Origin of the sequence: Halorubrum salsamenti (assembly GCF_007671685.1) — an archaeon.
Lineage (GTDB): Archaea > Halobacteriota > Halobacteria > Halobacteriales > Haloferacaceae > Halorubrum > Halorubrum salsamenti.
This window is the reverse complement of record NZ_VCNL01000003.1, coordinates 182,435-197,572: the sequence shown is the minus strand read 5'-3', so window position 1 is coordinate 197,572 and position 15,138 is coordinate 182,435. Positions and strand designations below refer to the sequence as shown.

The following is a 15,138-nucleotide window of genomic DNA, read 5'->3' as shown; positions in this document are numbered from 1 at the left end:
CTCTGTACTATACTATTTATTACGTCTGGATGATTAAAGTAATAATCTAGAGATATATTTTGCTATAGGCCCATTATGCGGCTACTACAAAGAATTTTTGCCGTAGAATATTTAATAAGTATGTAATGGCTTCTACTGGAATCGCAGTGTTTGCGTATAACCGGCCGAATCACCTCAGTCGTGTTTTATCTGGTCTTCAGCAAAACAATATTGATCATTTATATATATTTGTTGATGGTCCTACGGATGAGCGAGATAAGGAACAAGTGGCTGATGTTAGAAAACGTGCAGAGCAAGTCGACTGGTGTCGAACGACAGTCACTACTCATAATCATAATATTGGTCTGGCAGACTCAATTGTATCTGGGATCGAACGCGTATTTGAAGATCATCAACGAATTATTGTACTTGAAGATGACTGTGTCCCGGCCTCTAATTTTGTATCATTTATGAAAAATTCTTTAGAAGAGTATGCGGATGACAAACAGGTAATGAACGTGAATGGTTATAGTCCACCAATCAATATACCTGGTAATTATCCATATGATATATATTTTACATATCGAAGTGCTTCGTGGGGTTGGGGGACATGGCGTTCCGCATGGGACCATTTTGAACAGGATCCAATGACTCTTGAAGAATTAAAAACAAAAAAGAATGAAATTAAAAGAGTAACTCGAGATGCGGGAGAAGATCTTTATCCGATGATACGAGACCAACTCAAAGGTAATATTGATTCATGGGCAGTTTGGTGGTCGTATGCTATTGCTGCTAATAATGGATTATGTCTTAACCCGGTTACTTCAAAAATTAAGAATATTGGACATGATGGGACCGGAACTCACACTGGGAAATCAGATAAATTCAATGTAGACCTAGACACTAGACCCATCTCCGAATTGAATTTTCCACAACAACCGTTTATTAATGAAGAGATTAATTCTAGATATAATCAGTTTATTGGTAGTAAAGATCAAAGTAGATTAAAACTATATTGTATTAATCTGCTAAAATCGATGGGATTGTTGAATAAATATAATCGGTTACGGAAATAGCTATCTAATAAATGGCCGCATCCACTCTTGTTATCCCCTAGAGCTGTAATTAGTTGTGAGTAGCAGTAATTACATAAACGTCCTGTTCGCGGTGTAGATCTTCGAACCGCTTTTCAGCGATTTCTTTTGATTGTATTGTATATGACAATTCTTTCAATATTTTCTCTACTTCTTCACTAGATGCGCCATATACCCCATGACTTTCTACGAGAAGAACTTTCGGTCTGATAGATATATTCTTGAGTATCTCTAGTTCTGCACCTTCACAGTCCAACTCTAATACATCACACTCTGGAAGTGCCTTAGGAGGAATCTGTTGAGCATCACCTTCCTGGCTATAGAGATTTATTTTGGGACCGACAATACTGTGATTGATACTAACTCTTTCACTAATATCGTTAATCTCTGCTGTTTCTCTTATCTTCTTGACTTCATCTTCTGAACCTTCGTAGACAATCACATTCCCAGATGGTCCTGCCACCTTCGCAGCTCGTGCTGCTGTGACTCCCCATCCACCACCAACAATGACGATCGTCTCTCCTTCTGTCACCCACTTATTAATACCTGAAATAATTCCAGACTCATAGTCTGGTTCTGCCTCTACCTTCCAAGGGAATGAAGTAGGATTGTATCGTGCTGCATTTACGCTAACCCCGTTGAGCTTAGTTGTCATTGTTGGTAGTAGGGGAGCGATCATTCGATTATAACCATAGGGGATGCCTAGTTTGAGGGTTTGATATAGACCATTCCGTCGAATAGAATGAATTGCTCTACTAATTAAACTCATAGCCGTGTGCTCATCTTATGTACTTATCAACATTGTCTTTAGATTTTACTATCGGTCCACAGTACTGTACTTGTTTAGATACCTTTGGGGGTCAGAGTTGGGTCAGATCCATAGAACTGACTTATTGGCGCTACTTGGTCTAACTGATACACATCATGGTTAATCGAAACTCTTGGTAAATAATAAATATTCTACCTATGCAATAGCTATTGAGTTTACTGTGGCGAGACGCAATACGAGGATATATATCAAAGCCCGATTTCCGTTAGATCAGAGATCTAGGTTGATAGAATGAGTAAAAAAATTGACTTATATTTTTCCGGTCTTGTCCGAGATGCTAGCGGCACAGTAGGAGCAAACGTAGAAAAAATCTTAGATATTTGCGACGACAAATCTGTCGGAATCGGGAAAATATTCATAGCGGAAAATGGATCAAAAGATGATACTCGGGATATTCTAAAAGCACTTGAGAGGGACAACTCATCCATTGAATTACAATTATTTGACGACTTAGATGAAGAGTTCCCTGTTCGTGAAGAACGAATTGCACATCTTAGAGAGAGTCTCTTCAACTCCATCTATAAATCTACCAGAAGTTCGTTAATTGATCATTCACAACTCTACATTCCAATTGATCTTGACTCCATGATCGCACAATCTATTAATCAATCAGATTTTATTGAGGAGTGTAAATATGTGGCAAGTGGTAAAACAGATGCAGTATTTCCAGTAGCTAGACCGCGATACTATGACATCTATGCACTGCGAGCTAAAGGATGGATAGAAACAGACTGTTGGAAAAATGTTCAGAAATCGAGGGGTTTGGGTAGACCACTTTTTCCTACAGTAAAATATGTATACTCCAATCAAAAAAGATTAGATGAATTACAGCAGCTCGACCGAATATCCGTTGAAAGTGCATTTGGTGGTCTTGGTATCTACAATCTCAATAGTCTGGGGGATGCCAGTTATAAATCTAATGGTAAATTACCGAAGAACTTTTGCGAACATGTCTCATTCAACTCAGATGTCAGATATAAAGAAATAAGTACAAATCTTGTAGTCAAAGCACCACAAGAACACATCCGGTATCATACCTCTCTAATTGATAAGCTAATAATACTATCTAGACTATCACTCATAAACATACGTGAAACTATATCTGGTTGAATTCACCGATCAACTAGAACCCACACAATTAACGTCCAGAAAGATCTCCATCTTCAAATCAAATTCAAACTGGAGTACTCAACTAAGATCGACGGCTTCTTCAATTCCTATTGACTTCTAATTACTAACAACCCGTCTATGCTGTCCAATTTTGGAAAAATACTGCGCTATATTCGGTCTCGCTTCTATTCTGGCAGGGTTCGTCAAACCATTCGAAATATAGGTCTCAATAAGATCTTATCACGACCATTCTGGCAACTTGTGTATACTCTTGAGGATACACAGACACATAATATAAATAATCATTCAGTTACCTTTCGCACCGACACATTCACTGAGTTTATGCGCTTCCGCAATCTCGTTGGTGAACGCTCTATCATCAAAGATTTACTAACTACCATCGATTCTAATGATGTTTTTTATGATATTGGTGCGAATGTTGGTACTTACACCTGTTTCGCTGCTGCTGAACTCGGCTCCGGTAGAACAGTTGCGTTCGAACCAGAACCAGAAAACGCTGACCGTCTACAAGATAATCTTGAACTAAATAGCCTTGACGCCAAAATCATTCGAGTCGCGCTGTCTGATACCGATGGAACAGTCGATTTCGCTCTTACCGGCGAAGAGGCTGGTGAAGGACAACACGCTATTGCGACTAATAGCGACGGACGAACGCTTAAAGTCGAGACCGCTAGAGGCGACACAATAGTAGAAAAGCGCAAGCTTCCCAAACCAACCGTCGTGAAGATCGACGTCGAAGGTGCTGAACTATCTGTGCTTCGGGGACTTCAGGAGACGATTCGCGAGAGCTGCCGGCTAATATACGTCGAAGTACACTCCGAGAAAATCGCGGACTTCGGTGGAGATGTATCTGATGTTGAAAAGTTTCTCACAGATGCCGGATTTGAACTGACGGAGATGTCTCGACGTGGAAGTGAGATATTCTTCCGGGCATCAAAGTAGATATCAATAACAAGTGTCCGTCTTTATGACTGTATGTCTCTATATCGCTCAAAACACACATTCATCTGATGACTATCCAATATCTCTTGAAAGCTATGAGTAACATCAGTCGAGGATTTATTTCAGTTTTCGGATCAAGGGTAGCTACTCTCGTTCTTGGACTCCTAATAACGCCAATTCTCGTCCGATTACTTGGTAGTTCCCAATACGGGAACTATGCCTTTCTGTTCTCAATTTTAACCATTACGATGACTTTCGCTAATGCTGGGATCTTTGATGGAACTCGAAAATATATTGCTGAGAATCGAGTGGAGTCAAACTGGTCCGAACATGTCTTCGCATTCTATCTTCGAGCTGCTTTCGTACTAGCTGTTTCCGCAGCATTGGCGTATTTTGCGTTCTCATGGTCTGGCCTTTCTGGGCGTTTCTTCGGAGACGAGTTTGAGATCTATTTTTATCTTCTTGCTATCCTAATTATTCTCCGTCAGGCGAACTCCATCGCTCGTGGGGGATTGATGGGGCTTGGGCTTGAACACCGGAGTGAACCGCTAAGTATTCTTAAGGAACTTTTATATGGGTTCCTCGGACTCTCACTCGTGTACATTGGTTACGGACTCGTCGGTGTTCTTGTTGGACAGATCATTGCTACTTTAATCGTCTCGATCCTTGCGTACGCAATCTTATTTCGACATATCAGATTTCAATCTATTTTCATACGTCTTCCCGACGAATTTCCGAAGAGGGAATTGCTTTCCTTTAACAGTCTTAGTGTCATTCTAATCCTATTAACGGCGTCGCTGTATCACGTCGATATTCTATTCCTCAGAGTGCTAACCGGCGATCAAGCGACCGGATACTACAAGGCAGCACTCGTCGTCGCTGAGTTTCTCTGGTTCGTGCCGCACGCATTACAGACGGTACTTCTCCACTCATCTTCGGAACTCTGGGCAAACGACCGCACAGAGCAAATTACAGAATTAGCGTCTCAAACGACACGATATAATTTATCGCTCGTACTGTTGGTCGCGATCGGGTTAGCAGCGCTTGTTCGAGACTTCGTTCCGCTTTATTTCGGGTCCGGCTTTGACGCTGCCATCTTACCTCTCCTCTTGTTACTCCCGGGTGTCCTCGGTTTTGCGCTCGCTCGTCCAATATTCGCCATCGGACAGGGAAAGGGCCAACTTCGCGTGCTAATTCTCGCAACCGGGACAGCTTCGGTTATTAACTTCTGCCTGAATGCGCTACTAATTCCAACGTACGGAACTCGTGGAGCAGCTGTCGCCACGAGCATCGGCTACGGATCGATGTTGGTACTTCACGTGATCGCTGCGCGGCGAGTCGGATTCGATCCGATTGACGATCTCCGTCTTACGAGGATCACAGTCGTTGCCCTCCTCGCTGCTGGTGCCATCTTCGGGCTCTCATCAGCAATCGACTCGTCAATTGCTTCCCTGATCGTGGTCCCGCCCGTCGGATTCGTTGTATATGCCGTATTGACCCTCAGGCTCTCTGTAATCTCACCGAAAGAAACCGAATTAATCACACAGAGATTACCGGAGCCGATTCGAGATCAGGCTAAATCTATAATACAGTTTGTTAGCTGATTATAATACGTATCTATTGTAGCGTACCAAGAGGTCTCGCTAAAACCTCTTCTCCCGTAGAAACTCATTGCTCGGTCGAATGGTCTCTTTATAAAATAGTGAGTGTGGATTTACATCTACCAATCGAACTATGGGAGAGTACGTTTCGTATGCTTTCCCGCTCGCGTCCCTCCGAGAGACAGAGTACATTTCGTGTGCTTTCACTGTGTGTGCTCGGCGATCTCCGTCCGCGTCTCTAAGACGATCGCCGGATCGAGGTCTAACTCATACTCGTAGTACTGCCCGCCGCTCAATCCCTTGTTCTGCTCGTGGCGTCGAAGGAACCCCAGCATGTGGCGGTCCGAGAGGTGGTCTTGGATACTCTTCAGCGTCGACAGCGGCGAGGCGGCGTGCGACTCCGCCACCCGCTCATACGTTCGCTGGATCTCCTTCGATCGCGCCGGGACCTCCCCGCCCGTCTGGAGGTTCGCGATCGCTTCGAGGATGTACTGCGCGTGTTCTGTCTGGTCTCGGATCTTGTTCGCGACCCGACCGCGCTGGACCCGTTCCCGTGCGGTCTCGATGTGCGCATCCGTGACCGGCGCCTCGCCGTTCTGCTCGGCCAGCTCCGCTCCGACGCGGAGCAGATCGAGCGCCTGCCGCGCGTTCCCCATGTCCTGTGCGGCCAACGCTGCCGCCTTCGCGATCGCCGACGTGTCACACGCCTCGTCGACGAAGGCGCGGTCCGCACGGTGTTCCAGAATCGTTCGCAGTTCCGCGGCGTCGTACGGACTGACGGAGCTCTCGGTCTCCATCAGCGTATCCTTCACCTTCGGCGAGAGCGTCTGTCGGAACGTGTAGTCGTTGCTGATCCCAATCACGCCGACCTTCGCGTCCGTGATGTGACCGTTCGCTCGCGCGCGTGGTAGTTCGTACAGCAGCGTGTTCGCGTCCTCCAGATGGTCGATCTCGTCGAACACGACGAGGTGCGTCCCGCCGATGCGATCGAACTGTCGGTACAGTTCGTCGAACGCGTCTCCAGTCCCGAGTCCCCGCTCCGAGAATCGGTTGGTCCGCTCTAGAAGTCACCCGTTGACGAGGCTGCGAACCCCGATTCCGAACACCGGCGGGAGTACACAAGAATGCCTCGTGGGCAGCGACTACTCCCCGACGCTGTTAAGCGCGCTATTCAACTCGAAGAGCTCACGGACGACATCGCTGTCCGCGACCCGATACCGGCGTGGTGACGTGTTCGGAACGTCCTCGATGAGTTCAACCTCACACAAGAGGTCCGTGTAGTTGCCAACAGTTTGGCGCGTGACGCCGGCGTGTTCTGCGAGTTCGGTTTTGTTGAACTCACGATTTGGCGGGAGATCAAGCAACGCGTCGACGAGAATCGGGATCGCATCGTGCTGCGTGAGGTAGAGCCACCCGCTCGGGTGCTCCTTCCGGAGTTCCTTCTTCGCCCCGCGGTCGTCCGCGTGCTCCATACTGCTCATACAGAAAGCCACCATCTGCGTGTGTATAAGTGTTCCCACTAGCGTTAACAGCTATTAACAGCCTTTATATGAGCGTGGATTTATTTCTCCGCCATGGAGAAGCCGTCGGTGAAATGTGCCCTCCTCGCGACGATGATAGCGAAACACAAGTGGGGTACACCGATCACGGAGGAGGCGCTCCTCAATCTCTCAGCGATCGACGGCGACTACCCGACTGCGCGAGATGTCTACGCCGATCTTCGCCGCGAACCCTACATCACCTACCGCGGAAACCGCGGTATCGAACTTAACAAGAGTCGCTTCGACAAACTCGCCGATGTCCTCTACCAGGAGTGTGGCTGGGAGGCTTGGGAGATCGACAGTCGCCTAAAGCACTACGAGGGTATCGAAGAGCACGATTGGAAGTGATTTCATATACTGAAAACGGACCGTGGTCCCGTCGCGTTCATCGCCACCCCCACCCCACCGTGTCGAGTGTTCTTTTCGAGACAGGGTGGGACACTTTCCCCTGAGAACCCATCGTGTCGAGTGTTTGAGCAGAACCACTTGGGACCATCCGAACAACGCTGACCGACCTCACTGCCTCACGTCATCCGCGTCGCCACGCCTGTCGGGAGCGCAATAAAATCGAAATCCCCGAACGACATTGCCGACGACACCGACGTCGAACTCGTACTGGCAACGTCGGGCCCTTCGGGTGGGCAGTACGAGGGACACACCGTATACCGAGTGAAATCAAGAGATGAAACCCCGTCAAACCGTCGTCACACACGTCGGACCGAGTGACACCTGCCGAAACAGTACAACGCAGTCAGCGTGACCCAGTTCAGTTAGAACGATACCTCCAACCAGACTTCAGGCTCACAGAGGAGTAAGGAGGAAGCCTACGGATTCAGCCGTTGGAGGAATCCGACACTCCCCGTAACATACCACGAGCGATAGCAATCTGACTCCCAACTACCAGCCGTAGAATTTATAAATAAACAGATTAAAATGTGAAATACAGATGGGGGATGTGATCCGCACCGTCAAAGTCAAGCTTGACGTACCCGAGGAGCGGTGCGACGACCTCCATCAGACGAAAGACCAGTTTCTCCACTGTGCGAACACGACCGCAGCCTGGGCGTGGAGACACCCAGACGAACACTGTGTCACCTCGAAACAGAAAGCCGAAACCGCTCTGTACGACCGACTCCGGGATGAAACCGAGCTAACTGCGAACCTCGTTCAGAAGGGGATTCGACGCGCTATCGAGGCCAGCAAAAGCGGTGTTGCCCGACTCAAAAAGGGCGAACCCACGAGTCAACCACACTTCGACGCGTGGAGCGTCGTTTACGACAAGCGCAGCGCGACGTTCCACCGCGACCACGTCTCTCTTTCAACAGTGAACGGGCGCGTCGAGTGCGAGTACGTACTTCCTGACGATCCTGAGGAGACACCGATCGGCGAGTACCTACTGAACGAGGACTACGAGTTCCGGATGTCCACGCTTCAGTACGACCGCTCGAGCGAGGCGTTCTACCTCCACGCGCGTATGCGCCGTACCACAGACGAACACGAGCAGTCCACGGCTGTTTCTAACGCCGAGCACAGAACAGTCCTTGGCGTTGATCTGAACGTGGACGGCTCGCTCGCTGTGACTTCTACGGGTGCGTTCATCGGGAACGCCGACGAGATGAACCATCGACGCCGCGAATTCGAGAAAACGCGCGGGTCGATGCAACAGGCGGGTACGCGGTCGGCGCACCTGTCGATCCAGTCGATGGACGACCGAGAACACCGCTGGATGCAGAACGAACTCCACCGCGCTTCGAACCGGATTCTCGACGAAGCTCGCGACCACGAATGTACGCACATCGCGTTCGAGAATCTGACGGATATCCGCGATCGGATGGCTCGTGCGAAGCGGTTCCACGCGTGGGCGTTCCGCCGATTATACGAGTACGTCGAGTACAAAGCCGAGACGCTCGATATCGAAGTTGAGCAGGTGAGTCCGGCGTACACGAGCCAGCGGTGTTCGAAGTGCGGCTTTACACACGAGAGGAATCGGAAATCGAAACACCAGTTCGTGTGTCAAAAATGCGACTACGAGCTGAACGCGGATTATAACGCGAGCAAAAACATCGCTCGAAAACTATTGAAACGTCTCCGCTCGGGGCAGAAGTCTTCGAGTGGAGGCGCACCCTGTCAGTGTGCGCTGAAGTCAGGGACGCTGAACCTGAACGGCGAATTTATCGCCTCCGTCGACTCGACGGCAGAAGGGGAGTCCACTGACAAGCCCACGACTTCAGTCGTGAGTCACTGACTCGGTACGAGGTGTGTCTCTCGGTGACGCCAGCGACGACCAACCCGCGTGACCAACACCAAACGGACAGTCAACGATCATCCAGGGACGATGTGTACGACTACCGAAGGAATCCACTGTCGAGACCAGTGATCTCACTCGGTATCGAGTATGCCCGTACCCGTGCCAACTGTCTCGTGGTAACGCTCGATACGGTGGAGTGGGGGATCCGACTGCTGCCCCGACCAAGAAAGCACTCGACACAGTGGGGTGTCGAGCGCTCCGCCCACCGACTCGCCCGCTTGCTTCCTCTTCAGAGTCGGCGGCGAGGTGGCGAAGAAGCGCAGCGACGACGGCGTCGACGATTCGCACATCGTCGAGGCCCAGGACCTCGTCCAGTGCGGTCAGCTACGCAATCGGATCCGAGACCAGACCCAGTACGCCCAACTGCTGATCGAACCGCCCGCGTCCCTCGAAGAACGAGGCGCGACGCCGGCCCGGTCGAAGACAATCAAAACCCGGTACGAGCGCGGGGCGAACGCACACGCCGTGGACTCGCGTACGACGCTGAAAAGCATCCAGAACCACCTCTCGGAGCTCCACAGGCTCGGCTTCCTCCAACGGACGAACCGGAATCGCGGCGAGAGCGGCGGCCGGTACGACGAGTACGGCCTCGATCTCGACCCCGAGATCGTCCTCGCGATTAGAGACGAGATCGAAACGGAACGCGACCGGTGACACCCGGCCGCGAAGACAGACGAAACGTACTCTCTCACTTTGCTGCTAAGCGAGTGAGAATTGGGGGAACCCTGCCGGGACCGTTCCCGGGCAGACGAAACGAGGTGTGTCCCTATCACCCCCACCGTACGCGATCCAACTCGGAAGCCTCCGAAATACGTCGATACAGCGACACGAATCGCGGGTTCGTGCCAGGGCGTCCTGCTCGAACGCGAACGTCACCCGTATCGAACACTCGACGCCGTGGGGTGTCAGGGGCTCGTCCCGAAAAACGCAAAACCAACTGGAAAGGCCTTCATACCGCATAATTCGACTTTTCGAAGTCTTTTAGTTGGGCCGGTGACTGTACCTAGATGAGATGGTGGACCCCGACCACGTCGTGACTGCTGAAGATGTTGCCGACGCGACCGGCCAGTCCATCGAAACGGTGGCCCGGGGCTGGCACGAGCTGGCCGAAGAGCAGGTCGATACCGAAGAGTCCGAGTCGGAGTCCACGGACCGTCGCCGGATGTTTTCCGACGACTAAGCCATTTTCGTTAGGTCGCAATGAGTGGCACCAACGACGGGTCCACTAATTCCATCGATCAGCTGCTGGGCCACACAGAGGGACCGACAGGAACGCCGTCGGAAGAGGTGATCAAGCGTCTTCGGTACTCAAAACAGATTGTCGATATCAACTTCACCCGTCTTAGCGGGCTCTGTGATGATTTGCCACGGACGGGTTCGTGTATTATGCCCCCGTGGAACAGTCGGATATCCGGAGCTTTGAGCGAACACCTATCGATTCGACGCATATGCTGGTATCTTCGTTTCGAACAACCGCTGAAGCGCGGTCCACAGAACTTCTGTCGGAACAGATTTCGTGAATTCTGTGCGTGTCCGATCGGATTCCCCTGTGTTTCGGTGTTCGTACTGAAAGTGTACCGAACCTAGATCCGGGTGATCCTTGTCGCGGTGCCACCCACAGTCGAAGCCTGTGTTCGGGTCCGCGTAGTGGATTCGATAGGATTCCGTTTCTCGTCGAAACCGCCACTCCACTTCGAGTAGTGGGGACTCCGGACCAGTTGGCGGCGCAATTCGATCCGGAGCGATAGTCGCCCGAATGTATTCTTTCGAGATACTGTCCGGCTCAAAGCCAACCGTTGTGACTTTGGGATGTCGATTTAAGACGTCACGAAGCCCGTCGTAGACAGACGTGTCGATCGTCCCTGGCAACCCCATCGTTCAGACCGGAACCCCGTCTCGATCGGTCGCCCAATCGTACTCTTTCAGCGCTGCCTTCACGACCGGCAACCGGTCAGCGAGGTGTTCCCACTCGCTGGCGATCGCACGCCGTCTCTCGGCCTCGTCAGGGGTATCGACGTCGGCGACACTCGCGAGGAGTTCGCTTGGCGACTCGACGTCGTACTCGGCTTCCCACTCTGCGATCCGCGCCCGCATCGACTCCAGGGCGTCGGCAAGTTCCTCTCGGTCGTGCTCGCGCTGGAGGGCCGCGACTTCGCGATAGGTCGCCATCAGTTGATCGACACAGTAGAGCGTCTGGCTCCCGCGGTCGGTCTTCTGTAAAACGTTATCCTCGACGAGCTGATCGAGGTACTTTTGGGCCGTCTTCGTCGTGGTTTCTGTTTCCTCGGCCACCCACGATGCGGTTCGGGGCGTTCGGAGCGTTCGCGCGGCCGCACGAACTCGCTCACCTCGCGTCATCGAGGGAGCGTTTGAATCGGCAGCGTCCGTTTCGTTCGGCATAGGGCCTCCTATGCTCTGGAAAAACATATATCCAAGGGATTGTAGATATTTCTCACTCGCTTTTGAGCGCGTCGTACATGTTCCGGTTCGAATCCCGGTCGTCCGCCGCCACCCGCCGGATGTCCTCTATCACCTCATCGAGCGGAGATGCTGTTTCCGTCTCTTTCTCCGTGGCCATACCGAAACGGACATTTCGAAAGCCGTTAATCGCTCTGGCCCGAGGAATCGCCGGTCAACTGGTCCAGTCCGTACTGGACGAACTGAACAAGCCATTTGCCGATCTCACCGGCCAGATCCAGCGCTTCTGTGTGGGATCGGTGTCGATCGTGGCCCCCGAAGCGTTCATCCGCTCCCCTACCCCACCGCGTCGAGTGTTCCTTCCGAGACGGGGTGAGGGGTGGAGCCATCTGGGTACCCATGTCGAACACGTGACGCTGTGGAGTGCGATGCAGACCTGTCGTTTGTCGTCTCCGAGAACACTCGACACGGCGAAGTATCAGGAACCCGTCCCTTTCTCCCCGCGCACCAACTCGCTCGCCCGCTCGGTATCCTCCGACGTGTTCACGTTCACGCGCTCACCCACCCGAACCGTCGCCACCTCGTACCCTGCCCGCACCAACAGGCCCACGGCCTCGCTCAGCTGGTACTCGCCCTCGGCCGACGGCCGGAGCAGCGCACACGCGTGAAAGACGTCCTCGGGCAACACGTAACACCCGGTCGTGACGAGCGTCGACGACGGCTCCGCCGGCTTCTCGACGATCCCCGTCACGCGCCCCCTCTCGTCCGTCTCAATCACGCCGGTCGTCGCCGCGACCTCGGACGATACCTCCTCGACCGCAAGCGCGGCGTCCGCCTCCCCGACAGCCTCGACCGCGGGCTCGACGCTACCCGCAAAGACGTTGTCGCCGTTCACGAGCAGGAACGCCCCGTCGACGTGCGGCTCCGCCTGTAACACCGCATGCCCGAGTCCCAGCCGCTCCCGCTGGTGGACGTACGTCAGTGGCTCACGACTTCAGTCGTGGGTCACTGACGTGTCGAAGTGATCTGTGCGCATCCGGCGACGATCGACGACCCACACGAGACCAGCGAGCACCGTCGCAGCGACTATCGGCCACCGGTCGGTACTGAGATAAAACCCGTCGACGGCAAGGCCATGTGTGACGAACGGCCACAGCAACGGACTCGTGATCCCGGACGGCTTATACAACAGCAAATCGAGCGCGTAGTGAGACGCGGTACCAACACTCAAGAGAGCGAACACGACACGCCGATACGCGTTCGGGACGAGGAGTGCGCCAATGCACACGATCAGGAGCGTGCCGCCGACACGGTGGAGCGGGCTCCACGTGAACGGCAGCCCCAAGAGAGCTGTCACCGTTTCCTCGGGGACCACCAGATCGATCCGATTGAGATCTGGGAGCGTCGATCCGATCATTACCGCCGTGACGAACGGATAGGAGATCCACTCGTACCGCCACGAGAGCACGATCGCGAGGGTGTACCCAATCAAAATATGCGTGAAGAGGTCAGCCACTGGCATCATCCTCCGATAAATAGCGGGTGTGAAGTGGCGTGTCCCGCGGCGAGAAGGTAACCGTCTCCGGATCGAACCGCCACCCATCGGCGATCCGGAGCGCAACGAACAGTGCTCCAAGCACCGAGACCGCGTACATGTACGCCGTCTCCCACGGCTCTCGCACGACTGCCCGGTCCCGATCTGCGGTAAGCGTCCCGTCCGTCGTGAGCGTGCCATCGACGACGATCTCTTGGCCCACGGCGACGTCCGGCGCATTCTCGACAGGGAGGTGTTGTGTGGTGGTGCGGTCGGTGACCTCGATAATGACTGGATCAGTTGCGATCACGACGCCACCCGTCTCGACATGGTCGCCGGCCAGATCGGCTGGTGCTACGTCGGGCTCCGCGAGGTCAGGCCCCGAGCTTGCGGGTGCTGGATATCCCGCGCCGGCAAGCACAAAGAGCCCACTGAGAAGGATAACACAGACTCCGAGTGCGACTAGTCGGTACCCGACAGCAGTAGCCATCTAGGGAGTCGTCCGTCGGTAACGGATAAAGATCCATCGATAGTGTGTCTCAGTGACAAATCAACCCCTTTCGGATCCTGATGAGTCGGTGAACGGCGTTCGATTTCGTCCATCGCTTTGTAAACTCGAAGCGATGCCCCTGCCCGAGTGAATCGCCCTCTCACGTGACGGACTTCTCGAAGCCCGTCACACACCGGCCACGGCATTGTTCCCTGTCAACAAGCCCAATCCTGTCTCAAACCAGAGCCGCCTACGACTCCCGCACGAGCGGCTCGTACCACTCGCGGTTCGCCTGATACCACTCGATGAACTCCCCAACCCCCTCCGCGATCGTCCGCGAGGGCTCGTACCCGATCAGCCCGCCGGCCTTCTCGACGGACGCGTGCGTGTGCTCGGCGTCGGCCTCCCGCGCGGATTCGTACTCGATCTCCAGTTCGGGTGCCAACTGGTCTCGCACCGTCTCGGCCAACTTCTGAATGGAGATGTTGTCCGAACTCCCGATGTTCAACACGTCGCCATCGGCGGCGTCCGACTCCAGTAGCGTCCGATTCGCGTCGACCACGTCGGCCACGTAGGTGAAGTCACGCGTCTGCTGGCCGTCCCCGTAGATCACCGGTGGCTCGCCGTTCAGACACCGCGAGACGAAATTCGAGATCGCCATATTCGGCCGCATCCGCGGGCCGTAGACGGTGAAGTACCGCAGACAGACCGTCGGGAGACCGTGAAGCTCGGTGTACACCCGCGCCATGTGCTCTTGCGTCAGTTTCGTCACGCCGTAGGGACTCACGGGCTCGGTGGGGTGATCCTCCTCGTAGGGCAGCGAGCGCGGCTTGCCGTACACCGACGAGGAACTCGCGAGGATCACTCGCTCGACGTCCGCCGCTTTCGACGCCTCCAGGAGATTCACCGTCCCGTCAACGTTGATGTCGGTCACCTTCCGGGGATTATCCACGCTCTCGCGTACGCCCGCCTGCGCGGCTTGGTGGACCACGATGTCCGCGCCGTCGACGACCGCTCGGACCGTCTCGGCGTCCCGCACGTCCCCCTCGACGAACCGGTACTCGACGGCTCGGTCCTCGGCCACCTCGCGGTGGACGTCGATCGTGTGGCGCTTGATCCCCTCGGCGTAGAAGGGTTCGAGATTGTCGAGGACAGTCACGTCATGGCCGTCGGCGAGGAACGACTCGGCGAGGTGGCCGCCGATGAATCCGGCCCCTCCCGTCACGAGGATACGCATACGCGCCTTTCTAAAGGCCGACACAAAACTCGCG

At 53.4% G+C, this 15,138-nt stretch carries 16 protein-coding genes and 1 pseudogene; 8 read left to right on the top strand and 9 right to left on the bottom strand.

Going from position 1 to position 15,138, the window contains the following annotated elements:
- The first annotated feature begins 125 nt into the window (after positions 1-125).
- Entirely contained in the window at positions 126-1,055 is a 930-nt protein-coding gene (locus FGL94_RS10045; RefSeq protein WP_144924295.1) for a glycosyltransferase family 2 protein, read from the top strand.
- Between the two features lie 49 nt (positions 1,056-1,104).
- Here FGL94_RS10045 and FGL94_RS10040 read toward each other — a convergent pair whose 3' ends face one another.
- Positions 1,105-1,728, bottom strand: coding sequence for an FkbM family methyltransferase (locus FGL94_RS10040; RefSeq protein ID WP_186313384.1), 624 nt, complete (start codon positions 1,726-1,728; stop codon positions 1,105-1,107).
- A gap of 405 nt (positions 1,729-2,133) precedes the next feature.
- On the opposite strand from FGL94_RS10040, the gene FGL94_RS10035 reads away from it, so the two are divergent.
- From FGL94_RS10035 to FGL94_RS10025, 3 genes are all read left to right on the top strand, one after another.
- On the top strand, positions 2,134-3,012 hold the full coding sequence (locus FGL94_RS10035; RefSeq protein WP_144924290.1) for a hypothetical protein: 879 nt from the start codon (positions 2,134-2,136) through the stop codon (positions 3,010-3,012).
- Positions 3,013-3,354: 342 nt separating this feature from the next.
- Positions 3,355-3,975, top strand: coding sequence for an FkbM family methyltransferase (locus FGL94_RS10030; RefSeq protein ID WP_206664918.1), 621 nt, complete (start codon positions 3,355-3,357; stop codon positions 3,973-3,975).
- A gap of 68 nt (positions 3,976-4,043) precedes the next feature.
- Entirely contained in the window at positions 4,044-5,579 is a 1,536-nt protein-coding gene (locus FGL94_RS10025) for a flippase (RefSeq protein ID WP_321168829.1), read from the top strand.
- 200 nt (positions 5,580-5,779) lie between these two features.
- Here the strand turns inward: FGL94_RS10025 and FGL94_RS10020 are convergent.
- Both FGL94_RS10020 and FGL94_RS10015 read right to left on the bottom strand, forming a co-directional pair.
- Positions 5,780-6,622: pseudogene (locus FGL94_RS10020) on the bottom strand (cell division control protein Cdc6); the annotation flags it as partial.
- Positions 6,623-6,718: 96 nt separating this feature from the next.
- Positions 6,719-7,057, bottom strand: a complete 339-nt coding sequence (locus FGL94_RS10015; protein ID WP_186313383.1) for a hypothetical protein — start codon at positions 7,055-7,057, stop codon at positions 6,719-6,721.
- A gap of 93 nt (positions 7,058-7,150) precedes the next feature.
- On the opposite strand from FGL94_RS10015, the gene FGL94_RS10010 reads away from it, so the two are divergent.
- The 4 genes from FGL94_RS10010 to FGL94_RS18295 all read left to right on the top strand — a co-directional run bounded on the left by FGL94_RS10010 (position 7,151) and on the right by FGL94_RS18295 (position 10,605).
- The gene (locus FGL94_RS10010; RefSeq protein WP_144924284.1) at positions 7,151-7,465 is read left to right on the top strand and encodes a hypothetical protein; all 315 of its coding nucleotides are present in this window, start codon (positions 7,151-7,153) and stop codon (positions 7,463-7,465) included.
- Between the two features lie 598 nt (positions 7,466-8,063).
- The gene (locus FGL94_RS10005; RefSeq protein WP_144924280.1) at positions 8,064-9,362 is read left to right on the top strand and encodes an RNA-guided endonuclease InsQ/TnpB family protein; all 1,299 of its coding nucleotides are present in this window, start codon (positions 8,064-8,066) and stop codon (positions 9,360-9,362) included.
- 249 nt (positions 9,363-9,611) lie between these two features.
- Positions 9,612-10,079, top strand: coding sequence for a Cdc6/Cdc18 family protein (locus tag FGL94_RS10000; protein WP_241659156.1), 468 nt, complete (start codon positions 9,612-9,614; stop codon positions 10,077-10,079).
- 358 nt (positions 10,080-10,437) lie between these two features.
- Entirely contained in the window at positions 10,438-10,605 is a 168-nt protein-coding gene (locus FGL94_RS18295) for a hypothetical protein (protein WP_186313382.1), read from the top strand.
- Positions 10,606-11,303: 698 nt separating this feature from the next.
- Here FGL94_RS18295 and FGL94_RS09990 read toward each other — a convergent pair.
- From FGL94_RS09990 to FGL94_RS09965, 6 genes are all read right to left on the bottom strand, one after another.
- Entirely contained in the window at positions 11,304-11,825 is a 522-nt protein-coding gene (locus FGL94_RS09990; RefSeq protein WP_186313381.1) for a DUF7342 family protein, read from the bottom strand.
- 52 nt (positions 11,826-11,877) lie between these two features.
- Entirely contained in the window at positions 11,878-12,003 is a 126-nt protein-coding gene (locus tag FGL94_RS18795; protein ID WP_277752618.1) for a hypothetical protein, read from the bottom strand.
- Positions 12,004-12,321: 318 nt separating this feature from the next.
- Positions 12,322-12,825 (bottom strand): sugar phosphate nucleotidyltransferase, encoded by a 504-nt coding sequence (locus FGL94_RS09980; protein WP_144924274.1) that lies wholly within the window; start codon positions 12,823-12,825, stop codon positions 12,322-12,324.
- 12 nt (positions 12,826-12,837) lie between these two features.
- Positions 12,838-13,365, bottom strand: coding sequence for a metal-dependent hydrolase (locus tag FGL94_RS09975; protein WP_277752617.1), 528 nt, complete (start codon positions 13,363-13,365; stop codon positions 12,838-12,840).
- Positions 13,352-13,867 (bottom strand): hypothetical protein, encoded by a 516-nt coding sequence (locus FGL94_RS09970; RefSeq protein WP_144924267.1) that lies wholly within the window; start codon positions 13,865-13,867, stop codon positions 13,352-13,354. The genes FGL94_RS09975 and FGL94_RS09970 overlap by 14 nt, the downstream gene beginning before the upstream one ends.
- 250 nt (positions 13,868-14,117) lie before the next feature.
- The gene (locus FGL94_RS09965) at positions 14,118-15,104 is read right to left on the bottom strand and encodes an NAD-dependent epimerase/dehydratase family protein (RefSeq protein WP_144924264.1); all 987 of its coding nucleotides are present in this window, start codon (positions 15,102-15,104) and stop codon (positions 14,118-14,120) included.
- Positions 15,105-15,138: the final 34 nt, after the last annotated feature.

What these genes read in the sequence shown, in the direction of transcription:
- FGL94_RS10045 (WP_144924295.1), top strand. Translation starts at nt 126, where the DNA reads ATGGCTTCTACTGGAATCGCAGTGTTTGCGTATAACCGGCCGAATCAC.
- FGL94_RS09970 (WP_144924267.1), bottom strand. Translation starts at nt 13,867, where the DNA reads ATGGCTACTGCTGTCGGGTACCGACTAGTCGCACTCGGAGTCTGTGTT.
- FGL94_RS10005 (WP_144924280.1), top strand. Translation starts at nt 8,064, where the DNA reads ATGGGGGATGTGATCCGCACCGTCAAAGTCAAGCTTGACGTACCCGAG.
- FGL94_RS18795 (WP_277752618.1), bottom strand. Translation starts at nt 12,003, where the DNA reads ATGGCCACGGAGAAAGAGACGGAAACAGCATCTCCGCTCGATGAGGTG.
- FGL94_RS09990 (WP_186313381.1), bottom strand. Translation starts at nt 11,825, where the DNA reads ATGCCGAACGAAACGGACGCTGCCGATTCAAACGCTCCCTCGATGACG.
- FGL94_RS10035 (WP_144924290.1), top strand. Translation starts at nt 2,134, where the DNA reads ATGAGTAAAAAAATTGACTTATATTTTTCCGGTCTTGTCCGAGATGCT.
- FGL94_RS09965 (WP_144924264.1), bottom strand. Translation starts at nt 15,104, where the DNA reads ATGCGTATCCTCGTGACGGGAGGGGCCGGATTCATCGGCGGCCACCTC.
- FGL94_RS09975 (WP_277752617.1), bottom strand. Translation starts at nt 13,365, where the DNA reads ATGCCAGTGGCTGACCTCTTCACGCATATTTTGATTGGGTACACCCTC.
- FGL94_RS18295 (WP_186313382.1), top strand. Translation starts at nt 10,438, where the DNA reads ATGGTGGACCCCGACCACGTCGTGACTGCTGAAGATGTTGCCGACGCG.
- FGL94_RS10030 (WP_206664918.1), top strand. Translation starts at nt 3,355, where the DNA reads ATGCGCTTCCGCAATCTCGTTGGTGAACGCTCTATCATCAAAGATTTA.
- FGL94_RS10025 (WP_321168829.1), top strand. Translation starts at nt 4,044, where the DNA reads ATGACTATCCAATATCTCTTGAAAGCTATGAGTAACATCAGTCGAGGA.
- FGL94_RS10010 (WP_144924284.1), top strand. Translation starts at nt 7,151, where the DNA reads ATGGAGAAGCCGTCGGTGAAATGTGCCCTCCTCGCGACGATGATAGCG.
- FGL94_RS10040 (WP_186313384.1), bottom strand. Translation starts at nt 1,728, where the DNA reads ATGACAACTAAGCTCAACGGGGTTAGCGTAAATGCAGCACGATACAAT.
- FGL94_RS10015 (WP_186313383.1), bottom strand. Translation starts at nt 7,057, where the DNA reads ATGAGCAGTATGGAGCACGCGGACGACCGCGGGGCGAAGAAGGAACTC.